The organism is Vibrio kyushuensis (assembly GCF_050337325.1).
GTDB classification, from domain to species: domain Bacteria; phylum Pseudomonadota; class Gammaproteobacteria; order Enterobacterales; family Vibrionaceae; genus Vibrio; species Vibrio kyushuensis.
This window is the reverse complement of record NZ_JAKJSV010000007.1, coordinates 13,291-33,285: the sequence shown is the minus strand read 5'-3', so window position 1 is coordinate 33,285 and position 19,995 is coordinate 13,291. Positions and strand designations below refer to the sequence as shown.

17 protein-coding genes are annotated in these 19,995 nt (G+C 43.1%); 5 read left to right on the top strand and 12 right to left on the bottom strand.

From position 1 onward, the window contains the following. Positions 1 to 5: 5 nt before the first annotated feature. Entirely contained in the window at positions 6 to 485 is a 480-nt protein-coding gene (gene folA, locus L4D20_RS15770; protein ID WP_428802569.1) for a type 3 dihydrofolate reductase, read from the top strand. Positions 486 to 557: 72 nt separating this feature from the next. Here folA and apaH read toward each other — a convergent pair whose 3' ends face one another. From apaH to lptD, 6 genes are all read right to left on the bottom strand, one after another. Next, complete coding sequence (gene apaH / locus L4D20_RS15765) at positions 558 to 1,376, bottom strand: bis(5'-nucleosyl)-tetraphosphatase (symmetrical) ApaH (protein ID WP_428802568.1); 819 nt, start codon at positions 1,374 to 1,376, stop codon at positions 558 to 560. 9 nt (positions 1,377 to 1,385) lie between these two features. Further along, positions 1,386 to 1,766, bottom strand: a complete 381-nt coding sequence (apaG, locus tag L4D20_RS15760; RefSeq protein ID WP_428802567.1) for a Co2+/Mg2+ efflux protein ApaG — start codon at positions 1,764 to 1,766, stop codon at positions 1,386 to 1,388. Between the two features lie 101 nt (positions 1,767 to 1,867). Further along, positions 1,868 to 2,671 (bottom strand): 16S rRNA (adenine(1518)-N(6)/adenine(1519)-N(6))-dimethyltransferase RsmA, encoded by an 804-nt coding sequence (gene rsmA / locus L4D20_RS15755; protein WP_428802566.1) that lies wholly within the window; start codon positions 2,669 to 2,671, stop codon positions 1,868 to 1,870. A gap of 29 nt (positions 2,672 to 2,700) precedes the next feature. Next, a complete protein-coding gene (pdxA, locus tag L4D20_RS15750) occupies positions 2,701 to 3,693 on the bottom strand; it encodes a 4-hydroxythreonine-4-phosphate dehydrogenase PdxA (RefSeq protein ID WP_428802565.1) in 993 nt (330 codons plus the stop codon). Continuing rightward, complete coding sequence (gene surA, locus L4D20_RS15745) at positions 3,683 to 4,978, bottom strand: peptidylprolyl isomerase SurA (protein WP_428802564.1); 1,296 nt, start codon at positions 4,976 to 4,978, stop codon at positions 3,683 to 3,685. Before surA ends, pdxA begins: the two co-directional genes overlap by 11 nt. 64 nt (positions 4,979 to 5,042) lie before the next feature. After that, positions 5,043 to 7,406 (bottom strand): LPS assembly protein LptD, encoded by a 2,364-nt coding sequence (gene lptD / locus L4D20_RS15740; protein WP_428802563.1) that lies wholly within the window; start codon positions 7,404 to 7,406, stop codon positions 5,043 to 5,045. A gap of 144 nt (positions 7,407 to 7,550) precedes the next feature. On the opposite strand from lptD, the gene djlA reads away from it, so the two are divergent. After that, complete coding sequence (gene djlA, locus L4D20_RS15735; RefSeq protein ID WP_428802562.1) at positions 7,551 to 8,390, top strand: co-chaperone DjlA; 840 nt, start codon at positions 7,551 to 7,553, stop codon at positions 8,388 to 8,390. A gap of 112 nt (positions 8,391 to 8,502) precedes the next feature. Here djlA and L4D20_RS15730 read toward each other — a convergent pair whose 3' ends face one another. The 5 genes from L4D20_RS15730 to L4D20_RS15710 form a co-directional block, all read right to left on the bottom strand. Beyond that, positions 8,503 to 8,892 (bottom strand): RidA family protein, encoded by a 390-nt coding sequence (locus L4D20_RS15730; protein WP_428802561.1) that lies wholly within the window; start codon positions 8,890 to 8,892, stop codon positions 8,503 to 8,505. A 182-nt stretch (positions 8,893 to 9,074) separates the two neighbouring features. Further along, positions 9,075 to 9,536 (bottom strand): aspartate carbamoyltransferase regulatory subunit, encoded by a 462-nt coding sequence (gene pyrI, locus L4D20_RS15725; protein ID WP_428802560.1) that lies wholly within the window; start codon positions 9,534 to 9,536, stop codon positions 9,075 to 9,077. Between the two features lie 20 nt (positions 9,537 to 9,556). Beyond that, entirely contained in the window at positions 9,557 to 10,486 is a 930-nt protein-coding gene (pyrB, locus tag L4D20_RS15720) for an aspartate carbamoyltransferase (RefSeq protein ID WP_428802559.1), read from the bottom strand. Between the two features lie 269 nt (positions 10,487 to 10,755). Further along, positions 10,756 to 11,760, bottom strand: coding sequence for an ornithine carbamoyltransferase (gene argF / locus L4D20_RS15715; RefSeq protein WP_428802558.1), 1,005 nt, complete (start codon positions 11,758 to 11,760; stop codon positions 10,756 to 10,758). 157 nt (positions 11,761 to 11,917) lie between these two features. Beyond that, complete coding sequence (locus L4D20_RS15710) at positions 11,918 to 13,294, bottom strand: PhoH family protein (protein WP_428802557.1); 1,377 nt, start codon at positions 13,292 to 13,294, stop codon at positions 11,918 to 11,920. Positions 13,295 to 13,741: 447 nt separating this feature from the next. On the opposite strand from L4D20_RS15710, the gene rapA reads away from it, so the two are divergent. Further along, entirely contained in the window at positions 13,742 to 16,648 is a 2,907-nt protein-coding gene (gene rapA / locus L4D20_RS15705) for an RNA polymerase-associated protein RapA (RefSeq protein ID WP_428802556.1), read from the top strand. A gap of 91 nt (positions 16,649 to 16,739) precedes the next feature. On the opposite strand, the gene L4D20_RS15700 is transcribed toward rapA, so the two are convergent. After that, positions 16,740 to 18,017 carry an NRAMP family divalent metal transporter gene (locus L4D20_RS15700; protein WP_428802555.1) on the bottom strand — a complete coding sequence of 426 codons (1,278 nt, stop codon included), beginning with the start codon at positions 18,015 to 18,017 and terminating at the stop codon, positions 16,740 to 16,742. 192 nt (positions 18,018 to 18,209) lie between these two features. Between L4D20_RS15700 and rluA the strand changes: the two genes are divergently transcribed. Both rluA and L4D20_RS15690 read left to right on the top strand, forming a co-directional pair. After that, on the top strand, positions 18,210 to 18,947 hold the full coding sequence (gene rluA / locus L4D20_RS15695) for a bifunctional tRNA pseudouridine(32) synthase/23S rRNA pseudouridine(746) synthase RluA (RefSeq protein ID WP_428802554.1): 738 nt from the start codon (positions 18,210 to 18,212) through the stop codon (positions 18,945 to 18,947). Between the two features lie 51 nt (positions 18,948 to 18,998). Beyond that, the gene (locus L4D20_RS15690; protein WP_428802553.1) at positions 18,999 to 19,976 is read left to right on the top strand and encodes a D-2-hydroxyacid dehydrogenase; all 978 of its coding nucleotides are present in this window, start codon (positions 18,999 to 19,001) and stop codon (positions 19,974 to 19,976) included. The last annotated feature ends 19 nt before the right edge of the window (positions 19,977 to 19,995 follow it).

Below are 19,995 nucleotides of genomic sequence, written 5' to 3'. Positions count from 1 at the left end.
AAGAGATGATCATCAGTATGATTGCCGCGATGGCAGACAATCGAATTATTGGTAAAGATAATCAAATGCCGTGGCACCTTCCTGCTGATTTCGCATGGTTTAAGCGTTGTACCATGGGTAAGCCGGTCATTATGGGAAGAAAGACCTATGATTCCATTGGGCGTCCATTACCGGGTCGGTTAAATATTGTGATCAGCCGTGACGCCAATTTGAAAATCGAAGGTGTGACAACAGTGACTTCAATTGATGCTGCATTGACTGTTGCTGGAGATATAGAAGAGGTGATGATCATTGGTGGTGGCGCGATTTATAGTGCCTGCTTAGAGAAAGCGAATAAACTCTATGTCACTTATATTGATGCTCAGATTGATGGAGATACTCAGTTTCCACAATGGAGTAGTGAGTTTGTCGAAATCCATGGAGAGAAGTATTCCGCTGATGAAAAAAATGCCTACAACATGACGTTTACAATATTAGAGCGGTAGCTATTTATTAATTTGTTTAATTTAATAAAGGCTAGATGATTCTAGCCTTTTTGATTTATATCGAGGTGGTTATTAACTTGAGAGTGCTGGTTGCTCAAAGTATTGTTTATCTTCCCAGCGTAACATCGTAAGACTTCCACCCCAGACACAACCAGTATCCAAGCCAATCGCTTGCTGGTTCTCGTAGCCTTCTAATGCAGCCCAGTGACCAAAAATAACTGGTTTTTCTAGCTTAATACGAGATTCGAGTTTGAACCATGGGATAAGCTCATTGCTCTCTTGCTGTTCTAAATGGCTAGGTGGGAGTTTGCATGCCATATCTAGGCTTGAATCAGCAAAGCAGTATCTCATTCTTGTCAGCGCATTAATGCTATAACGATAGCGTTCAATACCCTGTAAATCTGTTTGCCATAAGGATGGGCTGTTACTGTACATGTTCTCTATAAGCCATGGCCAACGATCACTTCTCAGAATCTGTTCCACTTCTTCGGCTGCACTTCTCGCTTGTGCTAAATCCCATTGAGGGGAGATCCCTGCATGGGTCATCACAAAATCATTGTGTTCAGCCAGTAGCGGTTGATGTCTTAGCCAAGTCAGTAGCTCGTCTTTATCTTCGGCAACAAAAATCGGAGCTGTTTGATCCCTATCTTTTATTTTATGAATTCCTATTGATACTGCCAGTAGGTGTAAGTCATGGTTACCCAATATTATTTGCGCAGAGTCACCAAGTCTTTTGATAAAGCGAAGGGTTTCTAGGGACTTAGGGCCACGAGCGACGAGATCTCCGGTAACCCAGAGTTCATCTTCGATAGGGTTGAATTTAACTTGATCTAGCAAGCAAATAAGTTCATCAAGACAGCCTTGAAGATCACCAACAATATAGGTAGACAAGATTACTCCTTAGTTAAGGATGTTAGGAATCGCGAGACGAAATGGGGTTATCTCAGTGGTAAATTGATTGCCATTTTCATCAAGGAAAATGTACTGTCCCTGCATTACGCCGAAAGGTGTTTCGATAGCGGTTGCGCTGGTATAACTATATTCGTCATCACTTTTGATGTGAGGTTGCTGCCCAACCACACCGTCACCTTCAATCGTCAGCTGTTTTTCATTGGCGTCGGTAATTAACCAGCGGCGGCTCAATAGCTGCACAGTTTGGTTGCTTAGGTTTTTTATGGTGATGAGGTACGCGAAAATATAGTGGTTTTTTTCAGGGGTAGATTGTTCTTCCACGTATTTAGTTTGCACGTGAATTTGGATGCTAGGAATAGGCTCAATCATGATCACTCCCGATCAGTCGTGCGCTTATAAAATTCAGCCCTTAGCTATTAATAACGATAGTAGCTATCAATAATAATAGGAAAAGGGCTGAGTAAAGAGGTTTAGTGGTTCGCTTCTAACCAGTTTGCCATATCAACAAACTGTTCTAAGGTTAGATTTTCCGGGCGTACACTAGGGTTGATACCAAGCTCTTCAAGTATTTCTTTATCAATTAGGCCTTTATAACAGTTACGAACTGTTTTTCTGCGTTGATTAAAGCCTTCACGACAGACACGATCTAACCACTTCAAGTCTTTTGCTGGATAAGGAAGAACCTCATACGGCATCAAACGAACAACGGCTGAATCTACTTTTGGTGGCGGAATAAACGCCGTTGGCGGTACTTCTAGCACTGGCGTTACTTTACAGTAGTATTGAGCCATTACCGTAAGACGGCCATAAGCTTTGCTACCAGGACCTGCAGCTAAACGATTAACCACTTCTTTTTGAAGCATAAAGTGCATGTCTTGGATGTCTTTATGAAACTCAAAAAGGTGAAACATCAACGGTGTCGAGATGTTATACGGTAGGTTACCGAAAATACGTAACTTATTGTTAGGCTTAACGAGCTGCTCGAAGTCAAACTTCATTGCATCGCCTTCATGAATCGTTAGCTTATCTGCTAGGTCTGGGTGGTTACGCAGACGTTCTGCTAGATCTCTATCTAATTCAATTACGGTAAATTTGTCGACAAGCTTACCAACAGGTTCTGTTATTGCACCTAAACCAGGGCCGATCTCTACTAGGTTTTGACCTGGTAAAGGGTTTATGCCTGAAACGATACCATCAATAATATATGGATCATTTAGGAAGTTTTGACCAAAACGTTTACGCGCTTTGTGCCCTAAGTGGACATCATTTCTCATATTTTTCTCGAGTTTCGTGCTTAATCGCATTAATTAGATTGTTTATCTACCAATTCAATCGCGTGAGTAAGAGCGGTTTTAAAGCTCCCCGTATCCGCTTTGCCAGTCCCTGCAAGGTCGAGTGCAGTACCGTGATCAACCGATGTTCTTATAAAGGGTAGACCAAGAGTAATGTTTACGGATTGACCGAAGCCTTTGTATTTCAATACAGGGAGGACTTGGTCATGATACATGCCTAAGACAGCATCAGCTTGCTCTAAGTATTTCTCATTGAAGATGGTATCGGCAGGTAGTGGGCCGATTAAGTTAATTCCATCTCTTTGACGAATTTTATCTAGTGTTGGTGTTATTGTTTCTATCTCTTCACGGCCTAGGCAGCCATCTTCGCCTGCATGAGGGTTCAAACCACATACATAAATAGAAGGTTTCTCTATTGCAAACTTTTCGACTAAATCTTGATGAAGGATATGAATGATCTTTTCAAGTCGCTCTTTTGTCACTGCTTTTGATACGTAAGCTAAAGGTATATGCGTTGTTACTAGTGCAACTCGCAAGCCTTCAGTTGCTAGCATCATCACCACAAGTGGTGTATTTGATTTCTCAGCAAAGAATTCGGTGTGCCCACTAAAAGCAACACCTGCTCGATTAATCACCCCCTTGTGAACAGGGCCGGTGACAATAGCATCAAATTCACTATTCATACAGCCTAATGCGGCTCTTTCTAGCGTTTTTAATACGTAGTGGCCATTGGCTTCATCAAGCTTTCCTGCTTCACAAGGTGAATTGAGTGCAATATGATCGATAACGAGCGAACCTGCTTGCTGAGGTTTAACTGGAAGATCAGCATTGTAATCGACTAGCTGTACATCGATAGCAAGCTGCTTTGCTCTTTGTTCAATCAGAGACTTATCGGCACAAACAACAATTTGATGTCCCCAATTCTCTCGCGATAGGGCTAAAACGAGGTCGGGGCCAATACCAGCTGGCTCACCCGCTGTGACCACGATACGTTTAATTGTCATCGTTATCTGCCTCAACCATCTCAACAAAGGCACTTGCACGTAGCTCTTGCAGCCATGCGCTCGCTTCTTCATTGAACTTACGGTTAAACAAAATACCGTAGGCTCTATTTTTCAGTGCGGAATCGGTTCTATCGACTTCACGTCGGTCGATGACTTCAACAATGTGCCAGCCATGAACGGTTTTAAACGGTTCGCTGATTTGGCCCACTGGTAGAGTTTCAACTTGGTGCTTGAATTCAGGCACGTATAGGTCTGGTGTTTGGTAGCCCAGCTCACCGTCTTGAACGGCCGAGCCTGGATCTTGACTGTATTGTTGAGCCAAATCGCCAAAGGTCGCTTCACCACTTAGCACCTGTCTTGTAATTTCAAGAAGATCACGCTGTACGCCTTCATCACTTAAGATAACTGTTGGCTTAATAAGAATATGACGAGCATTTACTTCTGTCACCGCGACAACTTCTAGGCCTTTAACATCGTCAATTTTTAGAATATGGAAACCAATTCCACTACGGAAAGGACCAATAATGCTGCCTTTGTTTTGCAGTTTTATTTGGTCGGCGAAAATGGTTGGCATCTCTTCTTTACGCATCCAACCCCAATCACCGCCTTCTAGAGCTTTTGGCCCTTTAGAGTAGGTGTATGCCATGGTCTTAAAGTTTTCACCATCATTGAGTTGCTTAACCAGATCATTTGCCTGCTCTTCTAGCTCTGATTTCTCTTGTTCATCAGTAAAACGAAGCTGAATATGACTTACTTTATATTGAACCGTTGCGTTGGTTTCTTGCGCCAAGATATCAGCAAGATTCTCAACTTCTGCCGGAAGGATATTGATACGGCGGCGCACGAGTGCATTACGAGCTTCACTAGCGGCAATCTCTTTACGAACTTGCTCACGAAAGGCTGCGTAAGTGAGACCTTCTTTCTCAACCGATGCAGTAAGCTGTTCGATTGTTTGCTCGTTTTTCTCTGCAATATCTGCAATAGCTTCATTCAGGCGATTATCATCAATACGAACGCCAAGACGCTCAGCCTCTTGTTGCTGAATAGTATCGACAATCAGTTTCTCTAGTACTTGCTCTCTCAATATATCTTCATCAGGCAGTGCTTGCTCGCTATCTTTTGCATTTGCGTGAAGTGTTTTAAAGGCAGTATTGATATCACTTTGTAGTACAACGCCTTCATTAACGATAACGGCAATTTTATCCAGTGCCACAGGCTCTGCATTTACACTTGCAGCAGTTATACTCGTGATGCTGCCAAGCAGGATCTGTTTCCACAGTTTCATTTGAAATCCTATAAGTCATTACTGGCTGCGGGTAAATATCCACGTCAGCCAATATTTAATATTATTAGTTATTTAAGAAGAATGGTCGACCGTAAACTAGTGCATTACCTGCGCTTGCAGCACCCGCGGCACTTGAATCTGAACCAATAGTGGTACCAAAGCCGACAATGCCGAAGTTGATACTGATATTCTCTTCATAGACAGGAGTCGCGTTTGGATTTGTAACGAAGTCACCATCCCAGCTAATTATCTGATTACTGAAAGTAAAGCCGATGTACCAACAATCAGATCGGTAGCGAATATTAGCTAACCACTCTAAGTTCTCTTCGGTGGTTAAGTCATAAAAGTACTGTGCGCTTGCATTCCACTTTCGGCTAATTTGGTAACCACCTAGTAAGCCAACCTGAGATATACCATCTTTGGTGATTGAATCAACGCTGAAATCTACAGTATCTTCCAAATACTCTTTCGTTACATAACGATAGTTGGTTTGCAGATACCCACCATTAAAGCGGTATTCTAGTGTGCTGTTACCTAGTTGCACCTCACTGGAGTCGATATCGTACTGAATACCACCATGATAGAAGAGATAATCGTCGTAGTTAAAATCTACCTCCACAGCCCAAGCTGAATAGTTTGATGGTGATGCTTCTACTTCTGAGTCGCTTAGTGAAGAGTTTTTAGTCTCTTTGTCTAGATAGAAAATTTGCCCAAAAGAGACATTTAGACGTTCTTTATAGGAATCATCAAAAAATCGAGATGAAGCGCCATAGCTAAATTGATTGGCTGCAGCGATTTTATCAACACCACTATACTTACGACTACGAAAAAGGCCGTAGTAATCAGTTTGAAGTAGTGTTGTATCATAGTCTCCAATAGCGCTTTGATCTTCTTCTGGTACATATAAATACTGTACTTGAGGCTCAAGTGTTTGGGTGTAGCTCTCAAAGATCGTGGTATCGCGCTCTAGTACAACTCCTGCATGAGTTCGAAATTCTGGTATTAGTCGTGACACACTTTCTTCTAAATCTGGATTTGATACATCATCTAGATTTTGTTGATAATAAGTACCTAAAAGCCTAGCTTCCGTAGTCCAAGTGCCCCAGGTATTAGCAAGAGGTACGGTTACTCCTGGCTCAATGTGAACACGTACTGCGGAAGGACTGTCATCCGCATCGGTTTCAAATCGAGAGATATGGCTAATTAAATCAAAGTCAAGGTGCTTCATCACTTCTGGTGCGTAGTAGTTAAATTCTACTTGAGGCATCAAGCGATAGGGTAAGTTTCCACTAGTGGTAAGAACCTGAAAATCTCGAACCAATACAGAAGCATCCCAAGACTCGCTACGGTAAGTAGCTTGCCCCTCTTGAAGAAGTTGCCCATCTTCACGGTTGCCAATACCTGAAGATATGTGACTGAAGTAATAGATGTCACTGACTTGAGAGTAGTCTATTTCAAATTTCCAAGCCTCTTGGAAGATACCGCGGTGCTCATACTGAAAGCCCCAGCGATCGCCATAATCGGTGTACTTTTTATCATCAGGTAGATATTCAGATTTGATATTACCTGTACCCAAGTCAGACAGGTATCTAAATTCACTGTTTAGCTGCGTGCCACGTTCCTGCATATAGTGAATGGTGGTCTCTAAATCATAGTTTGGCGCTAAGTTCCAATAAATTGGAACTTCCATCTCAAAGCCATCGCTAGAACCATAACTGACAGTTGGGTATAAGAAGCCCGTTTTACGTGTATCACCAATAGGGACTGTTAAAAATGGGAGGTAGAAAACGGGGACACTTTGGATCTCAAAACGTGGATTATAAAATGTTGCTATCTCTTCATTCTGGTCAATATCGATACTAGTAGCACGCATTCTCCAAGCGTTATCACCTTCTGGACACGAGGTAATACTGCCATCTTCAATCTCATAAACCGCCTTGCCCGTTTTAGCCATATACACGGCTTCGCCACGACCAGGTTCACAAAGGAAGTTATATTGGGTGTTTTCTGCGGTCAACTCATCGGTCGTTAGGTCATTGGTTGCTTTATCTGAAATGGTTTTAATTTCACCATCGCTGAAGTGTACATTTCCTTTGGCTACAACAATATTATCGACTTGGTGAAGCGTTACTTCATCAGCGGTCATACGTTTTTTACCTTGGGTAATAATCACATCGCCTTTATAGACTGATTTTTGATTATTTAGTGCTTCAAGGCTATTCGCTTCAACATCAATTGGCAGTTCATTTGGATTTTCTGCCTCAGGTCGATTGACCAAGCATTGGTCAATAGGGTCTAATATTTGGCATTGTCCGAAAGCAGGCATTTCTTGCACGTCATCATCGAGTACTGTCTCAGCATGAGTCTGAGGCACTAACATGGCAGTACTGATTGAAGCGGCTAATAAAGTGCGGGGAAAAAATGGCATCGAGTTTTACTGTCCTGTTGAACTTGATTTATCCGGTGAATGGGTTCCGAATATAAAAATACGGTCCTATCATAAAGGAATTTCATGCTTACGGCACTATCAGACCACTTAGTGGCAAAAAAATTCACAGATTGAGAGCACATAATGCATATTTTTGGCAAATTCCTCGGCGCTTTTTTTGGCTTCTTGTTTGGTGGCGTGTTTGGATTGTTTTTTGGACTGTTCATTGGCCATCAGTTTGATAAAGCCCGACGTTTAAGCCGTGCTGGTTTTAGAGGTGGAGCTTTTGGTTCTGGCCCGAGTCAAACAGAACGACAAAACGAGTTCTTTAAAGCGGCTTTTGCTGTCATGGGGCATGTCGCTAAAGCAAAAGGCCAGGTGACAGCTCAAGAAATTCAATTAGCGACCACGATGATGGAACGTATGAACCTTCATGGTGAGCAACGCCGAGCGGCACAAAATGCGTTTCGTGAAGGTAAAGAATCTGGATTTCCATTAGATAGTGTTCTTGAGCGAGTTAAAATTTCCGCCGCTGGACGTTTTGATTTATTGCAGTTCTTCCTTGAGCTTCAAATATCGGCAGCGTTTGCAGATGGAGAAGTTCACCCAAGCGAGCGCAATGTTCTACATAAGATAGCTCAAGGCTTAGGCTTCTCTTCAGCGCAACTTGAACAGCGTCTACGCATGCAAGAAGCTGCTTTTCGCTTTCAACATGGTGGGCACGGAGGTCATCAGCAGTCAGGTAGTTGGCAACAAGAAAACCAAGCTGATCATTTAGCCGCTGCTTATGAAGTATTGGGTGTCAGTGAAACTGCGGAATCGAAAGATATAAAGCGAGCCTATCGTAAATTAATGAATGAACATCACCCTGATAAGTTGATGGCAAAAGGTTTACCACCTGAGATGATGAACGTAGCAAAAGAGAAGTCACAGGAAATTCAGAATGCCTATGATTTGGTTAAAAAGGTAAAGGGCTTTAAATAAGCTATTTGGCGTTTTAGATAAACCGCTACTCAGATAAAATAAAGGCGAGCATTCTATATAAAATAGTGCTCGCCTTTATAATTTCTATTGTTCGTAAGAACTGCAGAATTGATTATTTTCGAACAGCAGTCGCTTCAATTTCGATACCAACATCTTTTGGCAAACGAGCAACTTCAACACATGAACGCGCTGGGTAGTGAGCCACATTGTGCTCATCAAAGAATGCTCCGTAAACTTCATTCACTGCGCCAAAGTCATTTAAGTCTTTTACGAAAACCGTTAATTTTACGATGTCTTTTACGGTTAAGCCTGATGCTTCAACTACCGCTTTAACATTTTCCAGAGACTGACGAGCCTGCTCTGTGATTTCAGGAGAAACTTCACCCGTTACTGGGTTTACTGGGATTTGACCTGAAGTCAGAACCATGTTGCCAAGGTCAACGCCTTGAATGTATGGGCCAATTGCTGCAGGAGCTGAATCAGTATGAAGAACTTTAGTCATGTTATTAATTCCGTCAGTTGAGGAGGGTGTAAGCGGTCAGTTTGCCGTGAAATAATTGGTTCGTAAAGGGAAACGGCGTAAAGAAAAATCCCTTCTGTATTCATCACTCTTTTGAGTAGCGAATAGAGAAGGGATTTAATTGATGGCTTACAGTAATGTTAAAGCTAACGAGCCTGAACTAATTACCTTTCTGTCACGACTTCTCGTGAGAATACCTTTTCACAGTATTTACACTTTAGGCGAATCTCTGCATTTTTCTCAATGACACTGAAGCTACTTTCTACAGGCTCATTGTGAGTAATACAGTTGCTGTTAGGGCATTCGAATACATCGTTGACTTGTTTTGGTAATTCTAAAACTAGCTTCTTCGCTACTTGGTATTCTTCAATTTGGTTCACGGTCGCGTGGGGTGCATAGAGTGCAAGCTTGCTCGCTTGGTCTTCATTGATAAAAACATTCTCAATCTTAAGCAGATCTTTCGCGCCTAACGCTGATGATGGAAGGTTTAGACCCACCGTAACGCGCTGATTCGAGTTGTGCATATCAAACAGTCGTAAAACCTTGATGCCAATTTGAGCTGGGATATGGTCAATAACGGTGCCATTTTTAATTGCTTCAACCTGCAATTGAGTTTCTTTCGACATGGTAGTTTCCTCTATTACAGTTAAAGTGATTCATTAAGAACGAGAGCAAGTAGCGCTTCACGAGCGTAGACACCATTTTCAGCCTGCTCAAAGAAGTAGGCGTGCGGCGTTTTATCGACATCAGTGGTGATCTCGTCCACACGTGGTAGCGGGTGAAGAACTTTCAAGTTCTCGCGTGCGTTTTCAAGCATGCTTGCTTTTAGGATGTACGCGGATTTGATGTGTGCATATTCCGATTCGTCAAAACGCTCTTTTTGCACACGAGTCATATAGAGAATATCAAGCTCAGGAATCACTTCCTCCATATCGATATGAAGGCTGTAGTTGATACCTGCTTCGTCTAGTTCTTCACAAATATAATCAGGCATAGCAAGCGCTTCAGGCGCGACAAAGAAGAAGCGTACATTGGTAAACTTAGCGAGCGCTTGAGTGAGCGAGTGAACTGTACGACCATATTTTAGGTCACCAACAAAAGCGACGTTAAGGTTATCTAGTCGACCTTGAGTTTCGGCGATACTAAACAGATCAAGAAGAGTTTGAGTTGGATGTTGGTTTGCACCGTCACCAGCGTTAATAACTGGCGTACCATTAGAAAACTCAGAAGCAAGGCGAGCTGCACCTTCTTGAGGGTGACGCATGACAAAGGCATCAACGTAAGAGGAAATTACCTGCACTGAGTCAGCCAGAGTTTCGCCTTTTTTCGCTAGAGAAGTATTACCGCCACTATCAAAACCGATAACATCGCCACCAATACGTTGGATAGCAGTTTCAAATGACAGACGTGTACGAGTCGAAGGCTCAAAGAAGCAGCTAGCGACGACTTTGTTTTTAATCAGTTCAGGCTGAGGATGAGATTTCAACTGACCTGCTGTATCAACTATCAGTTCCAGTTCTTCACGAGAGAGTTCTGGAATAGAGATAATGTGCTTATTATAAAGCGTGTTTGTCATGTTCTTCTTCCCTATCTTGAATGTTCTTAAAGCCACAAAAAAGCCCCCCAATAATGGGAGGCTTTAAAAATCGAGAGAATTACAGAAAGCAATGACTGCGAAGCTAGGCTTGGAAACCCATCGTAGCTTGCGGTTTTTATATCGCTGAATTGTGCACGACATCGGTGCCATCATTTCATAATCCTCTGACAAATTGCCGAGCATTATACGCCTTCGTTTTGTCAGCGCAAGCGATTACGTCAAGCTTTCCTTTAGTAGATGCTACTCCACTAATTGCCTAATGTGGCAACCATGATCGCCTTAATTGTATGCATGCGGTTCTCCGCTTCATCGAACACAATAGAGTGCTCTGATTCAAACACTTCTTCCGTTACTTCTAGTCCGTTCATGCCGTATTTCTCTGAGACTTCTTTACCAATGACAGTTTCATCATTATGAAATGCAGGTAGGCAGTGCATGAATTTCACATCCGAATTTTCAGTCAAGGCTAAGGTTTGGCTATTGACTTGATAAGGCGTCATTTTTGCTACACGCTCATCCCACGCTTCTGCTGCTTCACCCATAGAAACCCAAACATCAGTGTAAAGGAAGTCACACTCTTTCACGCCTTCTTCGACGTTCTCAGTCAAGGTGATTTTTGCTCCAGTCTGAGTGGCGATTTCTTGGCAAGTCTTTACCAGTGAGGCTTCAGGCCAAAACTCTTTGGGTGCAACAAGGCGAATGTCCATGCCCATTTTAGCGGCGCCAACCATGAGTGAATTACCCATGTTGTTACGAGCATCACCCAGATAAGCAAAACTGATTTGATGCAGGAGCTTTCCTTTGCCGTGCTCAAGCATAGTGAGGAAGTCAGCCAAAATTTGGGTTGGGTGGAATTCATCCGTTAAGCCATTCCATACAGGAACGCCAGCGTGAGCGCCCAACTCTTCAACAATTTCTTGGCCAAAACCGCGGTACTCAATACCATCGTACATGCGCCCTAAAACTCGTGCTGTGTCTTTCATTGATTCTTTTTGGCCGATCTGAGAGCCAGAAGGACCAAGGTAAGAGACCTGAGCGCCTTGGTCAAAAGCGGCTACTTCAAAGGCGCAACGAGTTCGTGTTGAGGCTTTCTCAAAGATCAGAGCAATGTTCTTTCCATTCAGCTTCTTTTGTTCGGTTCCTGAGTACTTTGCTTTTTTTAAATCAGCAGAAAGATCGATCAAAAACTGAATTTCTTTAGGTGTAAAGTCGAGCAGTTTAAGAAAGTTACGATTACGTAGATTGAAAGCCATTGGGTTAATCCTTAAGAGAGCTGTTTCTTGAGGAACAGTAAAACATATAAATGCATTAAATGTGAATAATTATTTTAAAATAAAGCGAGATATTTTATGTAGTAGATAAATATCTCGCTTATTGTTTACTGATGAGCCAATGCTACTTGGTTTTAAATTACATATTCTCTTCAGCAAACTCGGCTAAGCGGCTACGAACGACGCCATTTAAGTGGATATTGGCACTGCCTTCAAAGTTCTTAAATCTCTCCACCATGTAGGTTAGCCCAGAGGTAACAGGGGTGAGATAGTGGGAGTCAATCTGAGCAAGATTTCCTGAGCAGACTATCTTAGTTCCTTCGCCACAACGTGTAATGATGGTTTTTATCTGAGAAGCGGTTAGGTTTTGACACTCATCCAATAAGACAAAGGCATTCTGAATTGAACGGCCACGCATGAAGTTAATCGACTTAAATTGAATGTTTGCTTTATCGCATATGTATTTCATTGACCCTTCAGTGCAATGATCATGCTTGTGCAGCGCTTCAAGTGTATCAGTGACGGCGGCGAGCCAGGGCATCATCTTCTCTTCTTCACTACCGGGTAAGAATCCAATCGACTCACCGATGTCTGGCGTATTCCGAGTAACAATGATTTTATCGAACATTTTGTTTTCTATGGTTTGTTCTAGTGCGGCAGCCATTGCCAGTAGAGTTTTACCACTTCCCGCAGCTCCAGTTAAGATTACTAGATCAATATCAGGGTCAAGTAAGGCATCCATAGCCATGCCTTGATAGATATTTTTCGGTGTAATGTCCCATGCTCGTTTGTGCATCATGCGCTCACGGCTAAGGTCTTGCAATGTGAGACTATCGTCGGAAATCTCAGCGACTCTGGCTGCAAAGTCACTCTCTTGATCGATAATGTATTGATTGATAAAGGTCGGTTCAAAAGGTTCTCTACTAAGAGTATGGAAGGTCTTCCCACCTAGAGACTTACTTTCTACTTCTTCAACATCATCCCAGAATGCGCCTTCACGTTGTTGAAATCCTTTGGTGAGGTATTGAACGTCATCAATGAGTTGATCAGTACGGTAATCCTCAACAAAACGTACCCCCGCACCTTTAGCGCGTAAGCGCATATTGATGTCTTTGGTGATTAAGATGACTTCGCGTGGAGCGTGCTTGGTTTGTAAATCGAGCACCGCGTTGAGAATGCGATTATCTCCGGCTTTATCAGCAAAGGCTTTGACCGTTTCTTGCAACTCAAAGTCAGCCACTATGGAAATCGTACCCGTTGCCGAAATGTCTTTTGAGAAACGAATACCTTCTGAAATCTCATCGGGTGAGGCATCGCGGAAAAGGTCTTCTAAAGCGCGAATAGCGACTCGAGCATCACGAGCCACGTCTCGCTTACTGTCTTTAATTCGGTCAAGCTCTTCGAGGACGGTCATTGGAATGAGCACGTCGTGCTCTTGGAAGGAGTATATGGCAAAAGGTTCGTGAAGAAGGATGTTGGTATCAAGGACAAACAGTTTCCGATCGGTATCAGTCATAAGCGTCTCCTTGCCGAAGTTCGGCATTGCTTTGCAATCATTGCTTGCAGAAGGGGACAGAGTCATAACGCGCTTTGTAGGTGTGTCGCTCTGTACACTAACATCTGCAAATCCGTGTTGATCTATTTCTATACCTATGAACAGCATGTTTTGTGCCAAAGTTGAACATTTAGACTCAAAATTATGCGTATTCATTAACGAGTATAGCAACACTCAAATACACAAATGACATGCTTTTCTTACAGTTTGATGGCGGACTAACTTCTGTCAAAAAATCCGAGGATACCTCGTGACCTACATCACAGCTTCAAGTAAGATTAGCGACCTTTTTGGGTGCGGAATTTTCACTATTATTATCTTTTGATAATCCTTTTTTATACTCGCATCGAAATACAAACTAAAATAACAAAGAATATTTTCAACTTAGAATAATGAGGTAGTCGATTCATGACATTTGCTTTGGGCCAGCGTTGGATTAGCGATACGGAAAGCGATTTAGGTTTAGGTACCGTGGTAGCAATGGATGCTCGTACAGTGACAGTAATGTTTGCTGCAGCAGAAGAGAACCGAGTCTATGCGCGCAGTGATGCTCCCGTAACCCGAGTGACATTTAATGTCGGTGATGTCGTTGAAAGCCAAGAAGGCTGGTCTGTTAAGGTTGAACAAGTTGAAGAAAATAAAGGCATTTATTTTTATCTTGGTACACGAACGGATAACGAAGAAGAGGTGATGCTAAGAGAGATCATGCTCAGCAATAATATCCGCTTCAACAAGCCTCAAGATAAGCTGTTCGCTGGCCAAGTTGATCGTATGGACAACTTTGTGCTGCGTTATAAAGCATTAACCAACCAGTTTGAGCAGCACAAAAGCCCAATGCGTGGTTTATGCGGTATGCGTGCAGGGTTGATCCCTCACCAGCTTTACATTGCCCATGAAGTGGGTCGTCGTCACGCTCCTCGCGTTTTACTTGCCGATGAAGTTGGCCTAGGTAAAACCATTGAAGCAGGTATGATCATTCATCAGCAAGTGCTATCGGGCAGTGCTGAACGTATTCTTATCGTTGTGCCAGAGACACTTCAGCATCAATGGCTTGTTGAAATGATGCGTCGCTTCAACCTACATTTCTCTATTTTTGATGAAGAGCGTTGTATTGAAGCGTTTGCAGAAGCAGAGAACCCATTTGATACTCAGCAATACGTATTGTGTTCTTTGGACTTTATCCGTAAAAGCCGTCGCCGCTTTGAACAAGCATTGGATGCAGACTGGGATCTTCTGGTTGTTGATGAAGCGCACCACCTAGAGTGGAGCCAAGAAAAACCAAGCCGCGAATATCAAGTAATTGAAGGGCTAGCTGAAAAAACAGCAGGGGTACTTCTACTTACCGCAACACCTGAACAACTAGGTCGTGAAAGTCACTTTGCTCGTTTACGTCTACTTGATCCTGACCGTTTTTATGATTACGACACCTTTGTTCAAGAAGAAGATCAGTACGCACCTGTCGCAGATGCTGTCTCAGCACTTTTCTCTGGCCATAAATTAGAGAATGAAGCGAAGAATCAGATTACTGAGCTGTTATCTGAGCAAGATGTCGAGCCATTGTTCCGCATTATTGAAAACGATGAACATGAAGAAGCGAAAGCTACAGCTCGCCAAGAGCTGATTGATAACCTAATGGATCGCCATGGTACGGGCCGAGTACTGTTTAGAAATACTCGCGCCGCGATTAAAGGCTTCCCTAAGCGAAATGTTCACCTGCTTCCTATGGAGATCCCTTCTCAATACGCGACGTCAATGCGTGTATCTGGCTTGATTGGCGGCAAGATGTCACCTCAAGCACGCGCATTAAAAAATCTTTATCCAGAAGAGATCTTCCAAGAATTTGAAGGCGATGATGCAAGCTGGTGGCAGTTTGATTCACGTGTGAATTGGTTGATTGAAAAGGTGCAGGAAAAACGCAGCGAAAAAATCTTAGTCATTGCTTCTCGTGCAAGTACAGCTCTGCAGCTTGAACAAGCTCTGCGTGAGCGTGAAGGCATTCGTGCAACGGTTTTCCACGAAGGTATGTCGATTATCGAACGTGATAAAGCAGCGGCTTACTTTGCTCAGGAAGAGGGCGGTGCACAAGTTCTCCTATGTAGTGAAATAGGATCTGAAGGGCGTAACTTCCAATTTGCTAATCAGCTTGTAATGTTCGATCTACCGTTTAACCCAGACTTGCTTGAGCAGCGCATTGGTCGCTTGGACCGTATTGGTCAAGAGCGCGATATTGATGTTCATGTGCCGTATCTACAAGGAACGTCTCAGGCGATCCTTGCTCGTTGGTTTGATGAAGGCTTGAATGCGTTCAGAGAAACTTGTCCAACAGGGCGCGCAGTGTACGACAAGTACTCTGATGCACTCGTTGATATGTTAGCTTCAGGTAACATTGAAGAGCTAGACGACGTTATTTCTGAATCTGCCAAGTTAAATAAAGAGCTTAAATCTCAATTAGAACATGGCCGTGACCGACTGCTTGAGATGCACTCGAATGGTGGTGAAAAAGCGCAGGCAATTGTCGATACTATTTCAGCGACAGATGGCGATACTAATTTAGTAAGCTTTGCACTTAGCCTGTTCGATACGATTGGTTTAAACCAAGACGATAAAGGTGAAAATGCGTTAGTTGTTACTCCTTCTGAACATATGATGGTGCCAAGCTACCCAGGCTTACCTTATGAAGGCGCGACGATAACTTTTGATCGTGAAACTGCACTGTCACGTGAAGATATGAACTTTATCAGTTGGGAGCACCCAATGATTCAAGGTGGTATCGATCTGCTGATGAGTGAAGGTGTTGGAGCCTCTGCGGTATCGCTTTTGAAAAATAAAGCATTACCTGTTGGTACGCTACTGCTTGAGCTAATTTATGTTGTGGATGCACAAGCACCAAAACGTAGTGGTATTACGCGATTCTTACCTCAAACGCCAATTCGTCTGATGATGGATGGACGTGGTAACGATCTCTCTGCTCAGGTTGAGTTTGATAGCTTTAACCGCCAGCTAAGTCCCGTTAATCGCCACCTAGCGAGCAAGCTTGTCTCTTCGGTACAAAATGAAGTACATGCGTTGATTGACGCGGGTGAAAACCTTGTAACTGATAAGGTGGAAGCGGTTCGTGAGCAAGCGCAGCAAGATATGCAAGCGAGCCTTAATGGTGAGCTAGAGCGTTTGCAGGCGTTGAAAGCAGTTAACCCGAACATTCGTGATGAAGAAATTGAAGCGATTGATGCGCAAATTAAAGAGCTAACGGTCTACATCAGTAAAGCTCAGGTTCAATTAGATTCGCTACGCTTGATTGTGGTTTCTCACAACTAGCCATCAATTTTTAAGCGATATAAATTTAAGGCCTTCTCATCTAAATTGAGAAGGCCTTTTTGTTTTTAAACGTTCTTATATGAAGTAATGACTAGATCAGCCACTTCCACCAAACAAATAGAGCGAGGAAGCCAAAGAGATAAACTAGACCAACAATAGAAAGCCATTTGAGTTTTTTACCGACTGCTAATTCAGTTGGCAATGGCGTTTTCGTTACCAATATGTAATTGAGAAGGGCAAAGAATGGGGTGGTGATAAAGGCCATTATCATGGCGAAATTAAGCATTGGCATCAATGCTGAAGCCCAAAAAACAATGATCGCGAGCGCACTCATCGAAATGAATACCATCCAAGCCTGTGTGACTTTTGGGTTTGTTTCTGGTTGATTTTTAAGTAGTCGCTGAGATTCAGAGATGACTCTAGAGTAACCATCGATAACGGTAATAGTACTGCCAAAAATACAGAAGAAAGCGATAACTGCAATTAAGTAGCGAGACCATTCACCAATGGTAGACGCGTACATTCCTACTAGCTGATGTGAAAAGCCAATGCCTGATTGAGCGAGCTCTACACCTGTTCCATTCAATACTAATGCTCCCAAGGCCAGAAACACCATCGCTAATATCGCCGTACCTATATAGCCAACATTAAAATCGAACAGTGCAGATTGAGCAGTTACATTAGTATGCTTCCTTTGACTCTTTAACCACATCGAGGTCAGGCTTGATATCTCAATAGGAGCAGGCATCCACCCCATAGTGACAACAATGAAACCAATCGCTGCCAGTGTCCAAGGAGATGGAGAGTCAGCAGCAATAGTTGTGGCAGTTGGATCTGAACTCGTGAAGGCGATGCTGACGGCAATGAGGGTTGATATCGTTAACGTTGCCATGATCAGTTTGGAAAGCGTATCTAACGCTTTGTAATGACCTGCAAGTAAAATTGTTAAACAGGTGACGAGTACAATACCGCTAAGCACCGGCATCGAGAGATCTACTGGAATAAAGTATCCAAGTAAACTCGCACTAAAAAGTAATAGAGCCGCGGTATTTACAACAGCAGAGATACTACTGAGAGTAACAAAGGCCCATAAATATGGTCGACCTAATTGAGAGTAACCTTCTACTAAGCTTTTTCCCGTCCCCATCGTATATTGGACACCTGAGCGGAAAAATGGATATTTTAGAAGGTTAACGAGCAGTATTAGCCCAGCAAGTTGCCAACCGTAAATGGCGCCAGCTTTGGTTGACGCAACCAAGTGGGAACCTCCGACGGCCGCTGCCGCCATCATAATACCTGGCCCTAGCGAGCCTAGCAGCTGTGATAGAGATGCTTTGTTTTTATTTGGAGCCGTTATTACATCATCCATATTGATGGTTTCCTCATAATCCTTTGAATTTAAAATGCTTTGACTATTAACCTGTCAATAGATGATATAAATATCACGATTGCTTATTGTGTCAATTAAATTTTACAATTATGTAAGGGTTGATATAAACATTCAGGCCTTAGCGAGGAATTGTTATACTCCGCGCGATTATTTACTGTAGAGAAGTTCCTTATGGCTATGCTTGAATACACGCCGCCGACCGACCCTTGGATTGATGTTGTCTATGAAGATGACGAAATCTTGGCTGTTAATAAACCACCGGGTTTGTTATCCGTTCCCGGTCGACTTGCTGAGCACTACGACAGTATGTGGAGCCGTTTGGTGGTGGAGTATCCCGAGATTCAAGTGGTGCACCGCTTAGATATGTCGACTTCCGGTCTAATGTTGCTGGCAAAAAATAAAGACGCCGAGCGCTCGCTGAAGAAGCAGTTTCAATATCGTTTAACACATAAGATCTATTATGCTCGTGTGTGGGGAAACGTAGATCAAGATGATGGAGAAGTGGATCTACCGCTTATCTGTGATTGGCCAAACAGACCAAGGCAGAAAGTCTGCTTTGAGGATGGTAAACCGTCCCAAACAAAGTATCAGGTCGTTGAGCGTGAAGAGAAGACGTCGATAGTTAGACTTCTTCCTATTACAGGGCGTTCTCATCAGCTTCGTGTTCACATGCAAGCGTTGGGCTATTCCATCGTTGGTGATGAGTTTTACGCTCCCCCTGAGGCGCTTGAATTCAGCCCTCGCTTGGAGCTTCATGCTGCAGAGTTGAGTTTTTACCATCCAGCGACGAATAAACGGCAAAGCATTTTTGTTCCGTGTGATTTTTACCAAGATGCTGAAGCTCAAATTTGGCAACACTTTGAGTGCCCAGAGGTACTTCCAGACTACAAAACACTGCCACGCTGTTAGTCTTAGATTTAGTATCAATTAAATGCCTGTAACCAAAAATAAGGAAGTGATATGACCGTGCCAGTAGTGGTGTTTTTAGATAGAGCGACGATCCCAACTCAGATTAAGCTGGCTACGCTGTCGTTTGAACATCAGTGGATTGAGTATGATTACACTACGCCTGATGAAGTCTTTGAACGATTAGAGAATGCGGACATCGTCATCGTCAATAAAGTGGTATTGAATGCGGACGTTCTGGCTAAATTACCTAACCTGCGTTTAATTGCGGTATCGGCAACAGGTTACAATAATATTGATACTGAGTTCTGCCAAAGAGCGGGTATAGCCGTGACTAATGTTCAAGGTTATGCCACTCAATCGGTTCCTGAACACGTCATCGCTATGTTATTCACACTAAGACGTAACTTAGTTGGTTACCATCAAGACATCGCAGCGGGTGAGTGGCAGCGCAACAAGCAGTTCTGTTTTTTTACTCATTCAATTGGTGATATTGCTGGCACGACACTGGGCATTATTGGCAGTGGTGCATTAGGGCAAGCGACGGCTGCGTTAGCTAAAGCTTTAGGAATGAAGGTACTGTTTGCGGAAAGAAAGAGCTCATCTCAAAAAGGGATGATGGATTGCCGTGAGGGTTATCTTCCTTTTGAGTTAGTATTGCAGCTTTCTGATGCGATTACACTTCACTGCCCACTCAATGATCAAACTGAAAACCTTATCTCTGCTGCTGAACTCAAGAAGATGAAGTCCAATGCTATTTTGATTAATGCGGGGCGAGGCGGTCTCGTCGATGAGCAAGCGTTGGTGGACGCATTAAAGTCTGGTTTGATCGCTGGTGCTGGTGTTGATGTTTTTACTAAAGAGCCTGCCGATGAAGATAATCCGTTACTAGCGAACATGGACATGCCTAATCTATTGCTGACACCTCACGTGGCGTGGGGTAGTGATTCTTCGATTCAAAAGTTAGCCGATATTTTGATGGATAATATTGCTGCCTTTGAGTGCGGCGAACAACAAAATCGAGTCGTATAGAAAACAAAAATGCCAGTCG